This is a genomic window from Streptomyces fractus (genome assembly GCF_049844455.1).
In the GTDB taxonomy this organism is placed as follows: Bacteria; Actinomycetota; Actinomycetes; order Streptomycetales; family Streptomycetaceae; genus Streptomyces; species Streptomyces fractus.
In genome coordinates this window covers 9,496,641-9,513,126 of the sequence record NZ_JBMYHI010000002.1, presented here as the reverse complement: position 1 = coordinate 9,513,126, position 16,486 = coordinate 9,496,641, and the positions used below count along the sequence as shown (strand labels likewise).

Genomic DNA, 16,486 nt, shown 5'->3' with positions numbered 1-16,486 from the left:
GTGCGGGCACCCGGCTGGGTACGGTCTCTGCAACCGGTCTCTGCAACCGGTTGCAGAGACCGGTTGCAGGTATCATGGCACGGCATAAAGCGAAAGTGAACAGTGGCCCGGACAGAACCTCGGGACACCGGGCCGGACACACCGGCCGATAGAGACGGCCGGACCGTCGGCCGGACGGACGGCCGCGGCAGACGGTCGGGACGGCGAGCAGGGGGCAGCAGTGGCGACGCTCATGGACGTGGCGCACGCGGCGGGGGTGTCGAAGGCCACCGCCTCGCGGGCGTTGCAGCGCCCCGACATGGTCGCGGAGGGCACCCGGATGCGGGTGCGGGAGGCCGCGGACCGGCTCGGTTTCCAGCCCAACGCGGCGGCCCGCGCCCTGACCACAGGACGCACAGGACTGGTCGGCCTGATCGTGCCGACGCTCTCCAACCCCTTCTTCGCTCCCCTGGTCACGGGCGCGCAGCAGGCGGCGGAGGACACCGAGAGCCATCTGCTCATCGCCGTTTCCGAGTACGACGCGGAGCGCGAGGCCGCCCTCGCCGACCGGCTGTCCGAGCAGGCCGACGGGCTGATCATGGTGACTCCGGTGGGCACGGACGCGGCGCTGCGCGAGCGCTTCCGCCGTCGGCCGCTGGTGCTCGTCGACCGCCAGGTGGGGCGGCTGCCCGCCGTCGTGGCCGACACCGCGGCGGGCCTCGCCGAACTCCTCGGCCACCTCCTGGACCTGGGCCACCGCGAGATCGCCTACGTGTCCGGGCCCGCGGGCTCCTGGGCGGACGAGCAGCGTCGTTCGGCGCTCACCGCGCAGGCCTCGAAGGCGGGCGCCCACGTCCATGTGCTGGGCCCGCTGCCGCCCACGTTCGACGCGGGCATCGAGGCCGCGTGCTCACTGCCCGGGGCCGCGACGGCCGTTCTCGCGTACAACAGCTATCTCGCGCTCGGGCTGCTGCACGGGCTCGGCACGGCCGGGCGGCGTGTTCCGGGGGACATCAGTCTGGCGGCGGCCGACGACCTGAGTACGCTCGGCGCGACGACCCCGCCGGTGACCGCGCTGGACGTGCCGTTGCGGGAGGTCGGTACGCTCGCCGTCACCCGCCTCCACGAACTGGTCGCCGGGCAGCGGCGCACGGTGACCTCACGCGTGCCGGCGGCGCCGGTGCTCCGCGCGTCGACGGCGCCGCCGCGGCGGTCCTGACGGGGTGTCACCCACGGGTCGGCGGCGGTGGGGCGTCGTTCACAGGTCGGCGGCCGGCTCAGTCGTTCAACGCCGCCGTATCCGCGTCCAGTTCGAGTGTGTCGCCGACCCTGATCCGGCCCGGTGTCAGGACGTCCGCGTACACGCCGAACAGGACGCCGCGGCCCAGGGTGCTCCGGCCGAGGCCCCGGTAGCCCTTGATCAGGGACAGTGCGCGCACTCCCCCGGAGCCGTCGACCGGGTCGCGGTTCACCGCGCCGCACCGTTTCACCGGGCCCTCGACGCGCAGCACCGCCGAGCCGACACGCAGCGTCCGGCCCTCCCACGTGTCCTCGGCGTGGGGTTCGCCGCCGGAGAAGCCGAGCGTCATGCGGAAGCGTCGTCCGTCGACCGCGTCGAGGTCGGAGCGGTGGGCGAGTTCGGCCACGGAGGCGTCGCCGAGGAGTGTGACGGGCCGCAGGTCGACGCCGCCGTTGTCGGTGTCGGGGCGTATCAGCCGCACCGGTTGACCCACGCGGTCGGAGAAGAGCTCGGCCCAGGGCCCTTCGACCACGCGTCCGGGCACCGTGTGATGCCGGAAGAAGTCGACCTCCAACGGGTCACCGAGGCGCACGTCGCCGGTGACCTCGGTGCCGTCCGGGCAGGTCACCGTCAGGGTCCCGGACTCCGCCGCGTAGTGGGCGGTGTGTCCGGCCCAGGCGCCGGTGCGGGTCATGGACAGCAGGTTGCCCTCCGCGTCCACCAGGAGAAAGGCCCGGTCACCCGCCACCCCCGTCCTCGTCAGCTCGACCTCGTCGCGCCGCACGACCCCGAGTCCCTTGATGGCGGTGGTCGTCAGCGAGGTGACCTGGAGTGCCGGAACGGGTGTCATGGCCCTGTGCTCCCCTGCTTCTACTTCGCGTACGTCTCCGAGTACAGATCGGCCCCGTAATACTTCCCCGGGTCGGTGTTGTCGTCCAGTTGCTTGTTGCGGACGAAGAAGTCGCCGAGCTTCTTCAGCCACGTGTCCACCTCACCGCTCTTGGTCTTGGCGACCAGGTCCTTGGTGGAGAGGGTCTCGACGTGGGAGGCGTCGGCCTTGGCCTGGGCCTCGGTGACCTGGAGCATCTTGGCGGTGAGGGAGATGGTCTCGTCGGGGTGTTCCTGGCGCCAGTCGTTGGCCTGCTGGAGCACCTTGACGACCTTCTTGTTCTTGTCCTCGGGCACCTTGTTGCCGGCGACGAACGCGGTGGGGAACGAGTCCTTGGTGTCCTTGGTGCTCGCTATCTCGTTCAGGCCCGGGACCTTCTTCTTGATGGTGTCGATGGCGGGGTAGAAGAAGCCGGCGCCGTCGATCTTTCCGGAGGAGAACGCGGAGACGATGGTGGACGGGTCCATGTTGACCTTGGTGATGTCCTTCGTCGTCATCCCCGCCTTCGCCAGGGCGATGTTCAGGATCATGTCGCCGGAGGTGCCCTCGGGCACGCCCACCTTCTTGCCCTTGAGGTCCTTCATGGACTTCATGCCCGGCTGCCCGATGACACGGTCGGCGTAGGTGAGGGTGTCGATGGCGATGACCTTGGACTTGCCCGATGCGGGCAGCCACATGGCGCCGGGGCCGATGTAGCCGTAGTCGAGGCTGCCGGCGTTGAGCGCCTGGATCTGCACCGGGCCGTTGTTGAACGACTTCACCTTCGCGGTGAGGTCGGCCTTCTTCCACAGGCCCTGCTTCTCGGCGATGGCCAGCAGGCTGGCGCCGTTGTAGTCGGCGATGTAGCCGAAGCGGACCGTGTTGTCGTCCCCCGAGGAGCTGCCGGAGCAGGCGGTGAGGGAGAGCGGGAGCATCAGGGCGGCGGGCAGCACGGTGAGGGTGGTGCGCCTGATCCTGCTTCTGGGCATGCTGGATGTCCTCTCAGGTGGTGCGCGGGGAGTTCTGCTACGGGGAGCGAGTGGCGGGTGACGAGGCGTCAGGCGGCCTTGGGCGGTGTGTCCTGGTGGTAGACCGAGGTCCACACCTCGTTACGGATGCGCCGGAACTCGGGCGAGAGCCGGATCTCCTCGGTGCGCGGGTAGGGCAGGTCGACCTCGACGACGCGGTGGATGCGGCCGGGGCGCGCGGCCATCACGACGACGCGGCTGGCGAGATAGACGGCCTCGTCGACGTCGTGGGTGATGAACAGGACGGTGCGCTTCTCCTGGCTCCAGGTGGCGAGGAGCTGGTCCTGCAGCTGCACCCGGGTCAGGGCGTCGAGCGCGCCGAACGGCTCGTCCATCAGGAGGACTTGGGGGTCGACCGCGTAGGCGCGGGCGATGGCGCAGCGCTGCTTCATCCCGCCGGACAGCGTCTTGGGCAGGGCGTCGGCGAACTCGTCCAGGCCGACGAGGGCGATGGCCGCCTCGGCGCGGCGGCGCCGCTCCGCGGTGGGCGTGTGAGCCAACTTGAGCCCGAACTCTACGTTTTGACGGACCGTCAACCATGGGAAGAGTGCGTACTGCTGGAAGATGACGCCGCGGTCCGGACCCGGCCCCGACACGGGGGTGCCGTCGACCAGGACGGCGCCCGAGTCGGCCTCCTGGAGTCCGGCGGCCATGCTCATCAGGGTGGACTTGCCGCAGCCGGAGGGTCCGACGACCGTGACGAACTCCTGGTCCGCGATGTCCAGGCTGATGCCGTCGAGCGCGGTGAAGGTGGCCCCCTTGAGCGGGAAGGTCTTCACCACATCCCGGAAGCTGATCTTGCTGTCCGTCACCCTGTCCTGCACTGCCTTGCTGTTCATCGACGCTCCTGCCAGCCCGTGAGGCGTCGCTCGGCCAGCAGCAGGAGCCGGTCCATGACGAGCCCGAGGACTCCGATGGTGATCAGGGACACGAAGATCGTGTCCATTTCGAACCAGGTGGACGCCTTCTGCATCCGATAGCCCAACCCCTCCTGGGCGCCGATGAGTTCGGCGGCGACCACGGTCGCCCAGGACGCGCCGAGACCGATGCGCATGCCGACGAGGATGAACGGGGTGGAGGCGGGGACGACCACCTTGGCGAAGATGGTGCGGTCCGAGGCGCCGAGCACCCGGGCCGCGTTGATGAGTGTCTTGTCGACGTCGACGACCCCTTGGAAGGAGGAGACGACGCAGGCCATGAACGACGCCAGGAAGATCACGGCGATCTTCGGCACCTCGCCGATGCCGAGGAGCACCACGGCCAGCGGGATCAGCGCGAGCGGCGGGATGGTGCGGAAGAACTGGATGTACGGCTCGACCAGGGCGCGCACCGTCGGGTACCAGCCCATGAGGAAGCCGACCGGGACCGCCGCGAGCACGCCGAGGGCGTAGCCGGACAGGACGCGGCGCAGGCTGGCGAGGGTGTCGTCGGCCAGGGTGCCGTCGGAGATCATGGTGCCGGCCTTCTCGGCCACGGCCGCCGGTGTGGGCAGGTTCTCGACCCAGCCCAGGGTGGCGACGACGGCCCATAGGGCGATTCCCGCCGCCACGGCCACGACGTTGAGGATCAGGGGTCGGCCGCGGCCGCGGCGCGGTTGCTGCCGCCGGGTCTCGGCGGTGGTCTTCTGGGCGGGGGTGATCACAGCCATGGATTCCTCGCTGATGGCTTCACGCGTGCTCCTCGGAGACGGGCTGCGGGTACTGGGTGAGCAGGGGGGATTCGTGGAGGACGAGGGCGATGCCGCCGAGCGCGCTGCCGGCCTCGCCGAGCGTCGCGCGGCGCAGGTCCACGTGGTGGTGGGCCATCGGCATCAGGTGCCGGCGCAGGGTGCGTTCGACCGGGTCGAGGAGGGCGGGGCCCGCTTCGGCGAGTTCGCCGCCGACGACGATGACGCCCGCGCCGACGACGTGGCAGACCGCCGCCAGCACTCCGCCGACATCGCTGCCGACGCGTTCGAGGACCGACAGGGCCACCGGTTCCGCCGCGGTGACCGCTTCGAGGAACCCGGCCAGGTCCTCGGCCCGGCCGCCGGATTCGCGGTAGCGGGACAGCACCGCCTCGAGCGAGGCGCGGGTCTCCAGGCAGCCGGTGCCGCCGCATTCGCAGGTGCGGCCCACGGGGTCCACGGTGATGTGCCCGAACTCGCCGGACAGGCCGTACCGGCCGCGGTGCAGCGTGCCGCCGACGACCAGGCCGCCGCCGACACCGTGCGAAAGGCGCAGGTAGAGCACGTCGCTGCTGTCGGCGGCCGCGCCCCAGACCGCTTCGGCGAGGGCGGCGAGCCGGGTGTTGTTGTCCAGCAGGACCGGCACACCGAACCGCTTGCGCAGCAGGTCGGGCAGGCCGTCGATGCCCTGGGCGTGGGCGTGCTCGCTGCCGGGGTCGGCGATCGGTCCGACGACGCCGACCCCGATGGCGGTGAGCGCGTCGAGGTGTACGCCGCAGGAACGACCCTGGCCGTCGGCCGCGTCCGCATCGGCGTCGGGCGGGCCGGTGGCCAGGGCGTCGAGGAGCCGTTCCGCGAGCGCGACGCGTTCGGGCCAGGAGAGGTCCGGGGCGTGTGGCTCGCTCGCCGAACCGACTACCTCGTGGGCGAAGTTGACGGCCGCCACGTGCACGGCGCGGCGTGCGAAGTCGATGCCGACGGCCTCGCCCGCGGCCGGGTTGAGGCTGAGCTTCTCCACCGGTCGGCCGCGCTTGCGTGTCTCGACCTGCGGGGTGCTCGCGACCACGGCGCCGCGGCCCAGCAGGTCGGCGACGATGTCGTGGAGCGTGGTGCGGGAGAGTCCGCTGCGGATGCCCAACTCGGCGCGGCTCAGCGGGCCCTGCTTGCGCAGCAGCTCGAGAACGGACTGCTCGTGGCCGCGCCGGAGCCGCGTCAGCGGGCCGTCGTGTTCGTGCATGCCGCACAGCATGTGAGGGCCGACGATTTTCGTCAATGAGTCGGACTGAAATATCCGCGAGGCCTCTTTCCGCAACTGCACTACCCCGCAACGGACTTGACCTGCGACGACACAAGGGTGCGCCGTGCGCGACCGGGTCACGTCACGTTCGGGGAACGCCACACGACTGCAACATTCGCCGCTGACCAGCACCCTCGCCGCTCCCGGAGCGCCACTCCCGCGCCCATTTTTGTAGGAGCTCTTGACTTAAATGTTGGCCACGCTGAAGCATGCAGCGCACACCCGAGACCGACCAGCCGAGGAGCCACGCCTGATGACCCGGGAAGAGACCAACGCAGCGCACATCGGCCGCCGCGGAGTGCTGGCCGGCATCGCCGGGACGATGGGGGCGGTGGCACTCCCGGCGGGCTCCGCGCTCGCCGCCCAGTCCGCCCGGCCAGCCCGGCCTGCCCCGGGGCGGCCGTATCCGCCCAACTGGCCCACCCTCGAACCGTACGGGGTCGCGGACACCCGGAAGGATCTCTGGCCGCGCGAGGACAACTCCTTCGTCCTGCCGCTCGAACTCCGCCCTCGCGACAAGGAGTTGGGGCGTGTGTGGATGCGCGACACCTACGTCAACTGCTTCGTCGTGGACGGCCGTCCGCTGTACGTGGCCACCGGAACCACCCGCGTGCCCGGCCTCGCGGCGGCGGGGCCCTGGAACGACGGCATCTTCGTGTGGACCGCCCCGTCGCTGCACGGCCCGTGGCGCCTCGCCGACACCACCGGCATCCGGCCCGGCGCCGAGCGCGGCAAGGTCTGGTCGCCGGAGTTCGTGGACGAGAACCGGCCGGGGCGCACGGTGGTCGCGCCGTGGCAGGAGTACTGGTACGACGAGCAGTTCGGCAAGCGCGCCAACGCCTGGGCGCCCGAACTGCACCGCTTCCGCGGCAAGTGGTACATCGTCGCGTGCATGGGCGACCACTCCAAGAAGGTCGGCTCCTTCATGCTCGTGAGCGAGGGCGGGGTCGCGGGTCCCTACCGGCTCGTCGACGGCAATCTCGACAAGCCGTTCGGCGACCCGGTGCCCGGCGGGCCCGCCTTCATCGAACCCGGCGCGTACCACCACATCGACGGCGGGCTCTACAGCGAGGGCCCGGACGCCTGGCTGGTGCTGCACAACAACGTCTACGCGAAGTTCCGCGACGACATGGAGGACATCGTCCCGACGACGAACCTCCCGGCGTTCCAGCAGACCCCGTACGCGCCCGAGCCGTACCTGGAGGGCGCGTACGTCTTCAAGTACGGCGGCAAGTACTTCCTGGTGCACGCGGCGTGGGACCGCGCCTCCACGACCACCGACGGCGGCACACGCCACGCCTACGACCCGCCGGGCACCGGCCGCACGCAGTACCAGTACGACGCGGTCGTCGCCGTCGCCGACCGCCTCGAGGGCCCGTACTCGAAGCGGTGGACCGCGGGCGTCGGCGCCGGGCACAACAACTTCTTCGAGGACCACCACGGCGGCCTGTGGGCGACGTTCTTCCGCAATCCCGCCTTCGGCTACTGGGCCGACCCGTCCCGTTCCGGCGACGCCGCGGTCGCCGGTGTCGTACGCCTGGAGTGGACCGGACCGAAGGGCAACCGTCTGTACGTGAAGCGGACCTAGATTGGACTCGATCCAAACTGGGACGTACTTTGGAAGTGACCGAGGTACAAATCAGTGCAGCCAGTGACGCCTGCCACCTCCGGCAACAAATCACCACGGAGGCCCCCATGGCTTGCTACGACTGCATTCAGGAGAACCGTCCCGACTCGACCGGCATCGGCATCTGCACCCGCTGCGGCCTGGCCACCTGCCACGACCACTCGCGCGTGCTCGCCACGCACGTACAGCGGGCCAACGGCATGAGCCGCTCGACCAGCCGTCTCGCCGGACGGCGCGTCGTCTGCCGCACCTGCCTGGCCGCCGAGGCCGCGTAATGACCGGCCAGGACGCGGGCGAGCTGCTCAAGCGCAAGGGCCTGCGCAGTACGGCGCAGCGGCGCGCCGTACTGGCCGCGCTCCAGGGCCGGCCGCACGTGTCCGCGGCCGAGTTGGAGGAGCGCATCGCACGGTCCGGGCCCGAGGGATCCTCCGCGGGCCTGTCGCGCCAGGGGCTCTACAACGTCCTGGAGGACCTCACCCGGGTCCGCCTCGTGCGCTGCATCGAGCCGGCGGGCTCTCCCGCCCGGTTCGAAGTGCGCGTGGGGGACAACCACCATCATATGGTGTGCCGGTCCTGCGGCCGGATCGAGGACGTGGACTGCGCCGTCGGCGCGGCCCCCTGCCTCGAACCGGCCCGGGACAGCGGCTTCACGGTGGACGAGGCCGAGGTCACCTGGTGGGGCCGGTGCGCGGACTGCCGCAGCGCGTCGGAGCTGCCCGCCTGACACCAGGGCCCCGGTGTGCGGGCCTTGTGCACGCGCCCGAGCCGGCGCCGAGATCTTTGTGGCTCCTGCCAGTCGGCCCCTGTGGTGTTCCGCGAGAAGACTGCTCGCAGACATCACCGAGCCCTTACGGGGAGGCATCGTGAGCACGAGCGCGGAGCAGCAGTACGACCGGATCGGCGAGGCGTTCGAGGGCTTCAAGGCCCTCCATCTGGCCCGTTATGTGGAAGTGCCCAGCTTTCTGGAACTGGTCGGCGATGTGACCGGCAGGTCCGTCGTCGACCTCGCATGCGGCACCGGTTTCTACAGCCGCCTGTTCAAACGGCGCGGTGCCACCGAAGTGTGCGGCGTCGACGTGTCGGGCGAGATGGTCGACGTCGCCCGCCGCATCGAGGACGCCGACCCGCTCGGCGTGCGCTACGCCGTCGGCGACGTCGCCACCACCGACGTGCTCGGCGGGCGCCGCTACGACATCGCCACCGCGGTCAACCTGCTCAACTACTCGGAGACGGTCGACGCGATGACGGCCATGTGCCGCACCATCCACGCCGCCGTCCGTCCCGGCGGCACCTTCTACGCCCTCAACCAGAGCCCCGACTACGACTTCGACGGCCCGAGCCCGCGCCCGTACGGCTTCCACTGCGAGTTGGAGGGCAGCAGCATCGAGGTGGGCCCGCGGGTGCGCGTCACCGCGTATCTGGATCCAGAGCCGGTCTCCTTCGTCGCCGGCCTGCCGCGCCGCGAGGTCTACGCCGAGGCCCTGACCGGGGCCGGTTTCACCGACGTCGCCTGGTCGCCGCTGGCCGTCTCGGCCGGGGGCCGCGCGGCGTTCCCCGCCGGGTTCTGGGACGACTACGAGGCCAACCCGCCCTTCGAGCTGCTCACCGCCCGGCGCCCCTGACGCCGGTCAATCGTCGGACTCCTCGGGCGGGCGTCTGCCGGAGGACTCCGTCGGGTCCTCGCCCGCCGCGAGGTGTTCCAGCAGTTCGGCGAGTTCGTTGCAGGCGTGCTGCACCGAGTGCCGGGTGGCGCGCTGCTCCGTGACCAGCGCGGACAACAGGAGGGCCGTCAGCGCGGCGGCCCCGTTGAAGGCCTGGAGCTTGGTCAGGACCTCGATGTTGGTCAGGTCGAGGAACGAGCCCCGCTCCACGTGCGCCGCGTAGGTCGTGACCACGGAGGAGAACAGCGCGCACAGCATGCTCCCGGCGAGCTCGAACCGCAGAGCCGCCCAGATCAGCAGGGGAAACACGAGGAAGAGCATGCTCGGCGAGCTGAGCACGGAGAACGGTACGAGCAGCAGGACCGCGATCCCGAGGCACACGGCCTCCGCCCAGCGCTGGACGGGTATGCGCCCCGCCGCCCGCCGGCGGGGCAGGAGCGTGCCCCGGAACAGCACGAGCAGCAGCGGGGTCACGACCAGTACGCCCATGGCGTCGCCCACCCACCAGGCCAGCCACACGGGCAGGAAGTCCCCCGGGGCGAGCGATCCCGTCCACACCTGTGGCGCGACGCCTGCCGTCGCGCTGATCAGCATGGCGCCGAGGCCGCCGAGGAAGACCAGGCTGGTGCCGTCGCGCAGCCGTGACACATCGGGCCGGAATCCGACCGCGCGCAGCAGCAGAAGGGCGCAGAGCGGGCCCGCTGTGTTGCCGGCGACGGTGACGACCGAGATGAGATCGGGTGTGGTGAGCGAGGCGATCGCGAGGAAGGAGCCGAGGGCGATGCCGGGCCAGACGCCCACGCCGAACACCAGGAGGCCGGCGACGGCGACGCCGGTCGGCGGCCAGATGGGGGTGACCACCACGCCCTCGACGCCGACCCGGCCGAGCAGGCCGAGGCGCCCTGCCGCGTAATAGCAGGCAGCCACAGCGAGTGCCTTCAGGGCCATCTCCATGGCCGGCCGGAACCGCCGAGAAACCACCACAGCAGCCATCAGACACCGCCCCCGTCCCGTCGGCCACGTGAAGCCATCCGCCCGTGTGGGTGTGCGCGCCCCTCAGCCGGGCGGTGGCCGCCGCCCCACCGAGCCGACGTCGTGGCCGACGACGAGGACGGCGGCGTCGTCCTCGTGACCCACCGAATCCGCCAGCTTCATCACACCCGCGGCGAGTGTGTCGACGCCGAGACCGGCCGCGGCGGTGACCTCGGCGAGCCGCCGCACCTTGCCGAGTCCCTCGTCGAGGTCGAGGGAGGGGCCCTCGACCACGCCGTCGGTGGGCAGCACGAAGACACCACCCGTGGTGAGCCGGTGGCACGCGACGGGAAAGGAGGCGCCCTCCAGGACGCCGAGCGGGGGTCCGCCCTCCTCTTCGTCGATGCCGGACCGGCCGTCGGCGGTGGCCCAGATGTGCGGGATGTGGCCGGCCCGCGCGCACTCCAGGGTGCCGCTGGCCGGGTCGAGCCGCAGGAAGGTGCACGTGGCGAACAGGTCCGTGTCCAGGGAGACCAGGAGGTCGTTGGTGCGGCCGAGCAACTCCCCCGGATCCCCGGTGACGGAGGCCAGCGCGCGCAGCACGACACGGACCTGTCCCATGTACGCGGCGGCCTGGATGTTGTGCCCCTGGACGTCGCCGATGGACAGACCGATGCGGCCGTCGGCCATGGTGAAGGCGTCGTACCAGTCGCCGCCGACGTTGAGCCCGTGATTGGCGGGCATGTAGCCCACGGCGAGGCGGACGCCGTCGGGGCGGGGCAGGTCGCGGGGCAGCATGCCCCGCTGGAGGGCCACCGCCAGTTCGACCCGTGAGCGTTGCAGCTGCGCCAGTTCCCGAGCGCGGGCGGTGAGCGCGGTGAGCTTGGCCAGCAGCTCCTGACCGTCCTCGAGGGACTCGCTGCGGAACATCGTTCGCCCCGTTCCAGGAGATTTTTCCCCACTGTGCCCGCGCGCCGCCCCCATCGCACGTCAACGGGCCGTCCGTTCCGGCTGTCCCAGCCTCAAAAAACATGTGACCCAGAACACACATTAGGCACGCATGATCACGGGTATGAGCCCGTGCGCTGCCTGGACAGATCCAGGGAGAACGACAAGAAACACCACACCCTGGGAGGTATCGATGTCCTCGAAGCGACGCCGTAAGAAGAAGGCCCGCCGCAAGAACGGCGCCAACCACGGCAGCCGTCCGCAGTCCTGACGACTGACGGCAGCGAGAGAGCGGGGCGGCGGAGCACTTCCGCCGCCCCGCTCTCACATGTCAGGCGGAGCGCCCGGCGCGGCGTCCGTCCGCATGGCGGGCGACGCGCTCGGTCAACCCGGCCTTGACCCGCTGCCACTCCGCGGCGACGACGGAGTACATGGCCGAGTCCCGCAGCCGCCCCTCCTCCCCCGGGGCCCATGACATCGACCAGTTCCGCAGTACGCCCTCGAAGGTGGCGCCCAGGGCGCCCAGGGCATGTCGTGAACGTTCGTTGCGGGCATCGGTCTTGAGGTCGACCCGCGCCGCCCCGAGCGTCTCGAAGGCGTGCGTCATGAGGAGGAGCTTGGCCTCGGCGTTGATCCCGGTGCCCTGCGCGGACGCGCCGAGCCACGTGAAGCCGATCTCGACGGCGCGCAGCTCCCTATCCCGACCCGGCTCCGGGCCCGGCCAGAACCGCGGGTCCCAGTACGCCGTGCACCCCACCGCGCGTCCGTCGTCGCGCCGGATCTGAGCGAACGGGACGAGCCCCTGTGCGACGCGGGCGAACTGGCTCTCGATGTAGGAGCCGACCTGGTCGCCACGGGGAACCAGCGTGAAGTCGTAGCTGCCGCGGTGCTCCTCGGCCGCGCGAGCCAGGTCGTCGGTGTGTGAGGCCGACAGCGGCTCCAGAGCGACGAGGGTTCCTTCGAGCGCGGGCACCTCCAGCCAGGGACGCATGGCATCAAGCTCCTCTCGACGGCGTGGCTCTGAGGCCGCGACGCTATCGGAGCCCGCGCCGCCGCTCATCTCCTTTCCGCGCCTACCACCCACCGCCTACCGCCCATCGCGTCGGTGCGGAGGCTGAACGGGTCTGCCGGGGCGCGCGTATCTCTGTGCGACGCACTGCTCGCTACGCGCCGTGAGGCGTGGAGGAGGACCGTAGAGATGTCGGAATCCGGCCAACTACCGCTGCACGCACTGCCGGACGGTGAGGCGGAGCTCGCCGTGGTGTTGCGGTTGACGTGGGAGGACGTCGCCGCGATCGGGCAGGAGGCGAGCAGGCTCGCCGCGCGGGCGCAGCGGGCCGTGACGCTGGACGAGGCGGTGAGCCACCGGTTGCGCTCCCGTCCGCCCGCGCCGCCCGCCTCCCACGCGAAGCCGGCGCAGACCGGCGCCACGGCCCTTCCGGTGTCCGTCCCGAACGGGCGCGCTCCGGGCGAGCAGGCACGCCAGGCCATCGACAAGATCAACGGAAGGTCGGGGCCTGAGACGGCGTGAGGGTGTCAGTGCGGGGCCGGAGCGAACTCGTTTCCGCACGGGCCGCCGCCGGTGCTCTCCGCCGCCTCGACCGCCTGCCCGTCCATCGTCCGCAGGCCGTAGTAGCCGGCGATGCGCTCGGTGGACCGGCCGACGTAGTGGCAGATGAACGAGCGGCGGAAGCGGTCCGCCGTCCGGTTGGGGCCCGATCCGTGGACCAGTGTGCCGTTGAAGAAGAGGACGTCGCCGGGTTCCATGTCGACGGGCTCGGGGACGAGGCCCGGGGGCGGTGGCACGTACTCGCGTGCGAAGGACACGCTCGCGTCGGCCTCCTCCGGGCAGAACAGGTCCATCAGGTGGGTGCCGGGGACCACTTCGAGGCCGCCGTTGTCCCGGCCGATGCGGTCGAGGGCGACCCAGGCGGCGATGCAGGTTCCCGGTTCGACCCGCAGATAGAAGTTGTCCTGGTGCAGGGCCTGGCCGCGGGCGCCGGGCGGCTTGAAGTAGAACATGCTCTGCGCGGCCAGCGGTTCCTCGCCGAAGAGGCCGGCCAGGATGCGCGCGAGGCGGGGGTCGAGCAGTCGGCGCCGCGCCAGGTCGTTGAAGCGGTGCGGCTGCATGACGCGGGGGTACGCGAGGAGAGGGTCGAGGGGGCCGTCTGCCGGCTGCCGCGCGGGCTCGAAGTGGCCGGGCACGGGGCCCGAGGCCTGCAAGCGCATGAACTCGTCGGTGAGTTCGCGTGCCTCGGCGGCGTCGAAGAGGGCGGGGGCGATCGCGTAGCCACGGGTGCGGAACTGCTCCTCGAAGGCGACCGGGTCGGGGACGTCGAACTCTCTGGTCTGCACTGGATGTTCCTCTCGGCCGTCGGGCATCTCATGGAGCACACGTCTTGAGCACACGCGGACCGTGTGCTGCACTGCTGCGGACTCGCGGTCCGCGAGGAAGCGGAACCGATCCGAAACTACGGCCGGGGGCGGCAGACACCGAATGACGGGCACCAGCGCGCACATGCCTGAAACTGCTGCGGACACTCCGTCTCCGCCGGCGCAACTGCTCGTCGCCTCGCGGTTCTCGGAGCCGGCCGACTACCGGGTGACCCGCGCCGCGGGCGCCGCCAACTGGCTGCTCATGTGGACCTCGCAGGGGCGCGGCCAGGTGCGGGGAAGCGGTCCCTGGATCGCGCAGCGGCCCGGCGACCTCGCCGTGCTCCCTTCCCACCGCCGGCATGCCTACCGCACGGACGCCACCGTACGTTCCTGGGGCGGCTGGTGGGTGCACTTCCAGCCGCGCGCGGCCTGGCCCGCCTGGCTGCGCGGCCATGGCCGGGACGGCGGGGTGTACTGCGTCACGGGCGTGCCGGGAGCCGCGCGCGGCCGGGTCGACGCGGCCTTCCGGCGGCTGCACACCGACGCGCGCTGGGCCGGCGGGGAGGCGCCGCCCGCGCAGGACCCGGCGGGCATCGCGATCGCCTCCGCCGGGCCCGGCCGGGAACTGGCGCTCGGCGCGATCGAGGAGGTGCTGCTCCTGGCCACCGGGTCCACCGCCGCGGCGGGCCGGGCCGCCGCGGCGCCGCACGATCCGCGCGTGGGGCGGGCCGACGCGATCATCGCCGCGGACCCCGGCGGCCCGCACACGGTCGACTCCCTCGCGCGTCGAGTCGCCCTGTCCCCCTCGCGGTTCGCGCACCTCTACGCCGAGCAGACCGGCCGTACGCCAATGCAGGCCGTGCGCGCGGCGCGCCTCGGCCACGCCCAGCGGCTCCTGGACGCCACCGATCTGGACATCGGCCAGGTCGCCCGTGCCGCGGGTTTCGCGAGCCCCTTCCACTTCAGCCGCGCCTTCCGGGAACGCTTCGGGGTGCCGCCGAGCGTGTACCGGGCGGGCACGTCGGAGGGGTGAGGCAGCTGGCGAGGGGCGCGGCACCGCGGGGTCACGCCTTCGCCGCGCGCTCCGCCCGTTCCCGCGCGTGGTCCGCGATGTCGCGGCCGACCTGGTGGCCGAAGACCATCGCGGGGCCGATGTTGGCTCCGTAGCCGGGGTAGCCGCCGCCGAACACGGAGACGGCGGAGGTGCCGACCGCGTACAGGCCGGGGACGGCCTCGCCGGTCTCCGTGAGGACCTCGCTGCGGGTGTTGACCGACAGGCCCGCGTAGGTGCCGAGGTCGCCCATTTGGATCTTCACGGCGTAGAAGGGGCCCTTGTCGATGGGTGCGAGGTTCGGGTTGGGCTTGTGCTCCATGTCGCCCTTGAAATGGTGGAACCAGTTGGAGCCACGCCGGAAGGCGGGGTCCTCGCCGCGCGCCGCGCCTTCGTTGAACACCTCAAGGGTTCGGCCGAGGGTGCCGGCGGGGACGCCGATGCGGGCGGCGAGTTCGGCGACGGTGCGTCCCTGGACGAGGTACCCGACCTTCTTGAAGTACCAGGTGGGCAGCGGCCAGGGCTTCGCGTAGCCGATGCCGTAGGTGTGCATGGCCTTGCGGTCGGCGATGATCCAGCCGTGGGTGTCGCGCTCCCCCGCGTCCTCCTTGATCATTTCGACGCCGAAGTCGTGGTACGAGTACGACTCGTTGGCGAAGCGTTCGCCGCGGCGGTTGACGGCGATGAGGCCGGGCAGTCCGAAGGCGCGCAGGTGGGGGAAGATGCGGTCCTGTCCGCGCAGGTTCTTCCAGACCGTCACCGGGCCCCAGGAGGCGGGCTGGTGGGGCGCGGAGTTCATGACACCGCCGACGGCGTGGGCCAGCCGGTAGCCGTCGCCCTGGTGGCCGACGGTGGGCGTGATGTGGTTGTCGCCGCGCGGGTCGTGGCCGAAGTGGCGGCGCCGCAGTTCGCGGTCGCCGGAGAATCCGCCTGCAGCGATCACGACGCCGAGCCGGGCGTGCACCGTCCCGGTGCGGGCGCCCTCGATCTCGGCGCCGGTGACGACCCCGTTGTCGTCCTTGAGGATGCGTGTCGCCCGGGTGCGGGTCCACATCGGGATGCCGGCATCGGTGGCGGCGGCGATCAGCCGGGTCATCAGGGCGTTGCCGTTGGTGCGCACCAACGAGCGGCGGAACAGCAGGCTTTCGGCCCAGGTGCGGGTCAGCTTGCGGGTGACGTGGGCGAAGGCCTTCAGGGATCGGTTGGCCTTGATGAAGGTGGCGATGTCGGGGCCGATCTCCGGCATGTAGCCGAAGACGGTGTACGGGTACAGGTAGGGCTGCACGCGCAGCCGGTTGCGGCCGAGGATGCGGCCGTTGGTCGCGGCGACGGTGACGGCGCGCCCCGACTTGCGGGCGCCGGGCGTGTCCATCTGGTAGTCGGGGGCCATCTGCGGGTAATGCAACTCGATGCCCGCCTCGTTCTCGAAGAAGTCCATGGCGCGCGGCACTTCGTCGAGGAACGCGGCGACGGCCTCGGGGTCGTGGGACGGCCCGGCGAGAGCCTTGATGTACGTCTCCGCCTCCTCCCGGGTGTCACCTTCGGCGACGCCCTGCCGGTTGCCGGGCAGCCAGCCCCAGCCGCCGGAGATGGCCGAAGTGCCGCCCAGGTAGCGGTCCTTGTCGATGACGAGTACGTCGAGCCCTTGGCGCTGCGCCCTGAGCGCGGCGCAGATTCCGGCGGCTCCGGACCCGATGATCAGCACGTCGTACGTGACAGTGGCGTTGCCCATGATGTTCCCTCTCCGAGGTGCGGCCCTGGCGCTTGAGGCGC

18 protein-coding genes are annotated in these 16,486 nt (G+C 71.3%); 8 read left to right on the top strand and 10 right to left on the bottom strand.

What is annotated here, in order from left to right:
- The first annotated feature begins 220 nt into the window (after positions 1–220).
- Positions 221–1,198: a LacI family DNA-binding transcriptional regulator gene (locus ACP4E5_RS45440; protein ID WP_425840963.1), complete on the top strand. Its 978-nt coding sequence runs from the start codon at positions 221–223 to the stop codon at positions 1,196–1,198.
- Positions 1,199–1,256: 58 nt separating this feature from the next.
- Here ACP4E5_RS45440 and ACP4E5_RS45435 read toward each other — a convergent pair whose 3' ends face one another.
- From ACP4E5_RS45435 to ACP4E5_RS45415, 5 genes are all read right to left on the bottom strand, one after another.
- The gene (locus ACP4E5_RS45435; RefSeq protein ID WP_425840960.1) at positions 1,257–2,069 is read right to left on the bottom strand and encodes an MOSC domain-containing protein; all 813 of its coding nucleotides are present in this window, start codon (positions 2,067–2,069) and stop codon (positions 1,257–1,259) included.
- A gap of 20 nt (positions 2,070–2,089) precedes the next feature.
- Positions 2,090–3,076, bottom strand: a complete 987-nt coding sequence (locus ACP4E5_RS45430; RefSeq protein ID WP_425840957.1) for an aliphatic sulfonate ABC transporter substrate-binding protein — start codon at positions 3,074–3,076, stop codon at positions 2,090–2,092.
- 68 nt (positions 3,077–3,144) lie between these two features.
- A complete protein-coding gene (locus ACP4E5_RS45425; protein WP_425840954.1) occupies positions 3,145–3,954 on the bottom strand; it encodes an ABC transporter ATP-binding protein in 810 nt (269 codons plus the stop codon).
- Entirely contained in the window at positions 3,951–4,763 is an 813-nt protein-coding gene (locus tag ACP4E5_RS45420; protein ID WP_425840951.1) for an ABC transporter permease, read from the bottom strand. Before ACP4E5_RS45420 ends, ACP4E5_RS45425 begins: the two co-directional genes overlap by 4 nt.
- Before the next feature lie 19 nt (positions 4,764–4,782).
- The gene (locus ACP4E5_RS45415) at positions 4,783–6,030 is read right to left on the bottom strand and encodes an ROK family transcriptional regulator (protein WP_425842166.1); all 1,248 of its coding nucleotides are present in this window, start codon (positions 6,028–6,030) and stop codon (positions 4,783–4,785) included.
- Between the two features lie 301 nt (positions 6,031–6,331).
- Between ACP4E5_RS45415 and ACP4E5_RS45410 the strand changes: the two genes are divergently transcribed.
- From ACP4E5_RS45410 to ACP4E5_RS45395, 4 genes are all read left to right on the top strand, one after another.
- Positions 6,332–7,666 carry a family 43 glycosylhydrolase gene (locus tag ACP4E5_RS45410; RefSeq protein WP_425840948.1) on the top strand — a complete coding sequence of 445 codons (1,335 nt, stop codon included), beginning with the start codon at positions 6,332–6,334 and terminating at the stop codon, positions 7,664–7,666.
- Between the two features lie 107 nt (positions 7,667–7,773).
- On the top strand, positions 7,774–7,980 hold the full coding sequence (locus tag ACP4E5_RS45405) for a DUF2180 family protein (RefSeq protein ID WP_403841876.1): 207 nt from the start codon (positions 7,774–7,776) through the stop codon (positions 7,978–7,980).
- Positions 7,980–8,429 carry a Fur family transcriptional regulator gene (locus ACP4E5_RS45400; protein ID WP_425840944.1) on the top strand — a complete coding sequence of 150 codons (450 nt, stop codon included), beginning with the start codon at positions 7,980–7,982 and terminating at the stop codon, positions 8,427–8,429. Before ACP4E5_RS45405 ends, ACP4E5_RS45400 begins: the two co-directional genes overlap by 1 nt.
- Positions 8,430–8,568: 139 nt before the next feature.
- Positions 8,569–9,327 (top strand): class I SAM-dependent methyltransferase, encoded by a 759-nt coding sequence (locus ACP4E5_RS45395; protein ID WP_425840941.1) that lies wholly within the window; start codon positions 8,569–8,571, stop codon positions 9,325–9,327.
- Positions 9,328–9,333: 6 nt separating this feature from the next.
- On the opposite strand, the gene ACP4E5_RS45390 is transcribed toward ACP4E5_RS45395, so the two are convergent.
- Entirely contained in the window at positions 9,334–10,314 is a 981-nt protein-coding gene (locus tag ACP4E5_RS45390; protein ID WP_425840938.1) for an MASE1 domain-containing protein, read from the bottom strand.
- A gap of 108 nt (positions 10,315–10,422) precedes the next feature.
- Positions 10,423–11,268, bottom strand: coding sequence for a PP2C family protein-serine/threonine phosphatase (locus tag ACP4E5_RS45385; protein ID WP_425840935.1), 846 nt, complete (start codon positions 11,266–11,268; stop codon positions 10,423–10,425).
- Positions 11,269–11,479: 211 nt separating this feature from the next.
- Between ACP4E5_RS45385 and ACP4E5_RS45380 the strand changes: the two genes are divergently transcribed.
- The gene (locus ACP4E5_RS45380; RefSeq protein WP_370443954.1) at positions 11,480–11,557 is read left to right on the top strand and encodes a 50S ribosomal protein bL37; all 78 of its coding nucleotides are present in this window, start codon (positions 11,480–11,482) and stop codon (positions 11,555–11,557) included.
- A 60-nt stretch (positions 11,558–11,617) separates the two neighbouring features.
- Here the strand turns inward: ACP4E5_RS45380 and ACP4E5_RS45375 are convergent, their stop codons facing one another.
- Entirely contained in the window at positions 11,618–12,277 is a 660-nt protein-coding gene (locus ACP4E5_RS45375; RefSeq protein ID WP_425840932.1) for a GNAT family N-acetyltransferase, read from the bottom strand.
- A 207-nt stretch (positions 12,278–12,484) separates the two neighbouring features.
- Between ACP4E5_RS45375 and ACP4E5_RS45370 the strand changes: the two genes are divergently transcribed.
- Entirely contained in the window at positions 12,485–12,817 is a 333-nt protein-coding gene (locus tag ACP4E5_RS45370) for a hypothetical protein (protein ID WP_425840929.1), read from the top strand.
- Between the two features lie 5 nt (positions 12,818–12,822).
- Here the strand turns inward: ACP4E5_RS45370 and ACP4E5_RS45365 are convergent, their stop codons facing one another.
- Positions 12,823–13,641 (bottom strand): phytanoyl-CoA dioxygenase family protein, encoded by an 819-nt coding sequence (locus ACP4E5_RS45365; RefSeq protein WP_425840926.1) that lies wholly within the window; start codon positions 13,639–13,641, stop codon positions 12,823–12,825.
- A 163-nt stretch (positions 13,642–13,804) separates the two neighbouring features.
- Between ACP4E5_RS45365 and ACP4E5_RS45360 the strand changes: the two genes are divergently transcribed.
- Positions 13,805–14,695: a helix-turn-helix domain-containing protein gene (locus tag ACP4E5_RS45360; RefSeq protein WP_425840923.1), complete on the top strand. Its 891-nt coding sequence runs from the start codon at positions 13,805–13,807 to the stop codon at positions 14,693–14,695.
- A gap of 31 nt (positions 14,696–14,726) precedes the next feature.
- Here the strand turns inward: ACP4E5_RS45360 and chcC2 are convergent, their stop codons facing one another.
- On the bottom strand, positions 14,727–16,445 hold the full coding sequence (gene chcC2, locus ACP4E5_RS45355; RefSeq protein WP_425840920.1) for a 4-oxocyclohex-2-ene-1-carboxylate 5-dehydrogenase: 1,719 nt from the start codon (positions 16,443–16,445) through the stop codon (positions 14,727–14,729).
- Between the last annotated feature and the right edge of the window lie 41 nt (positions 16,446–16,486).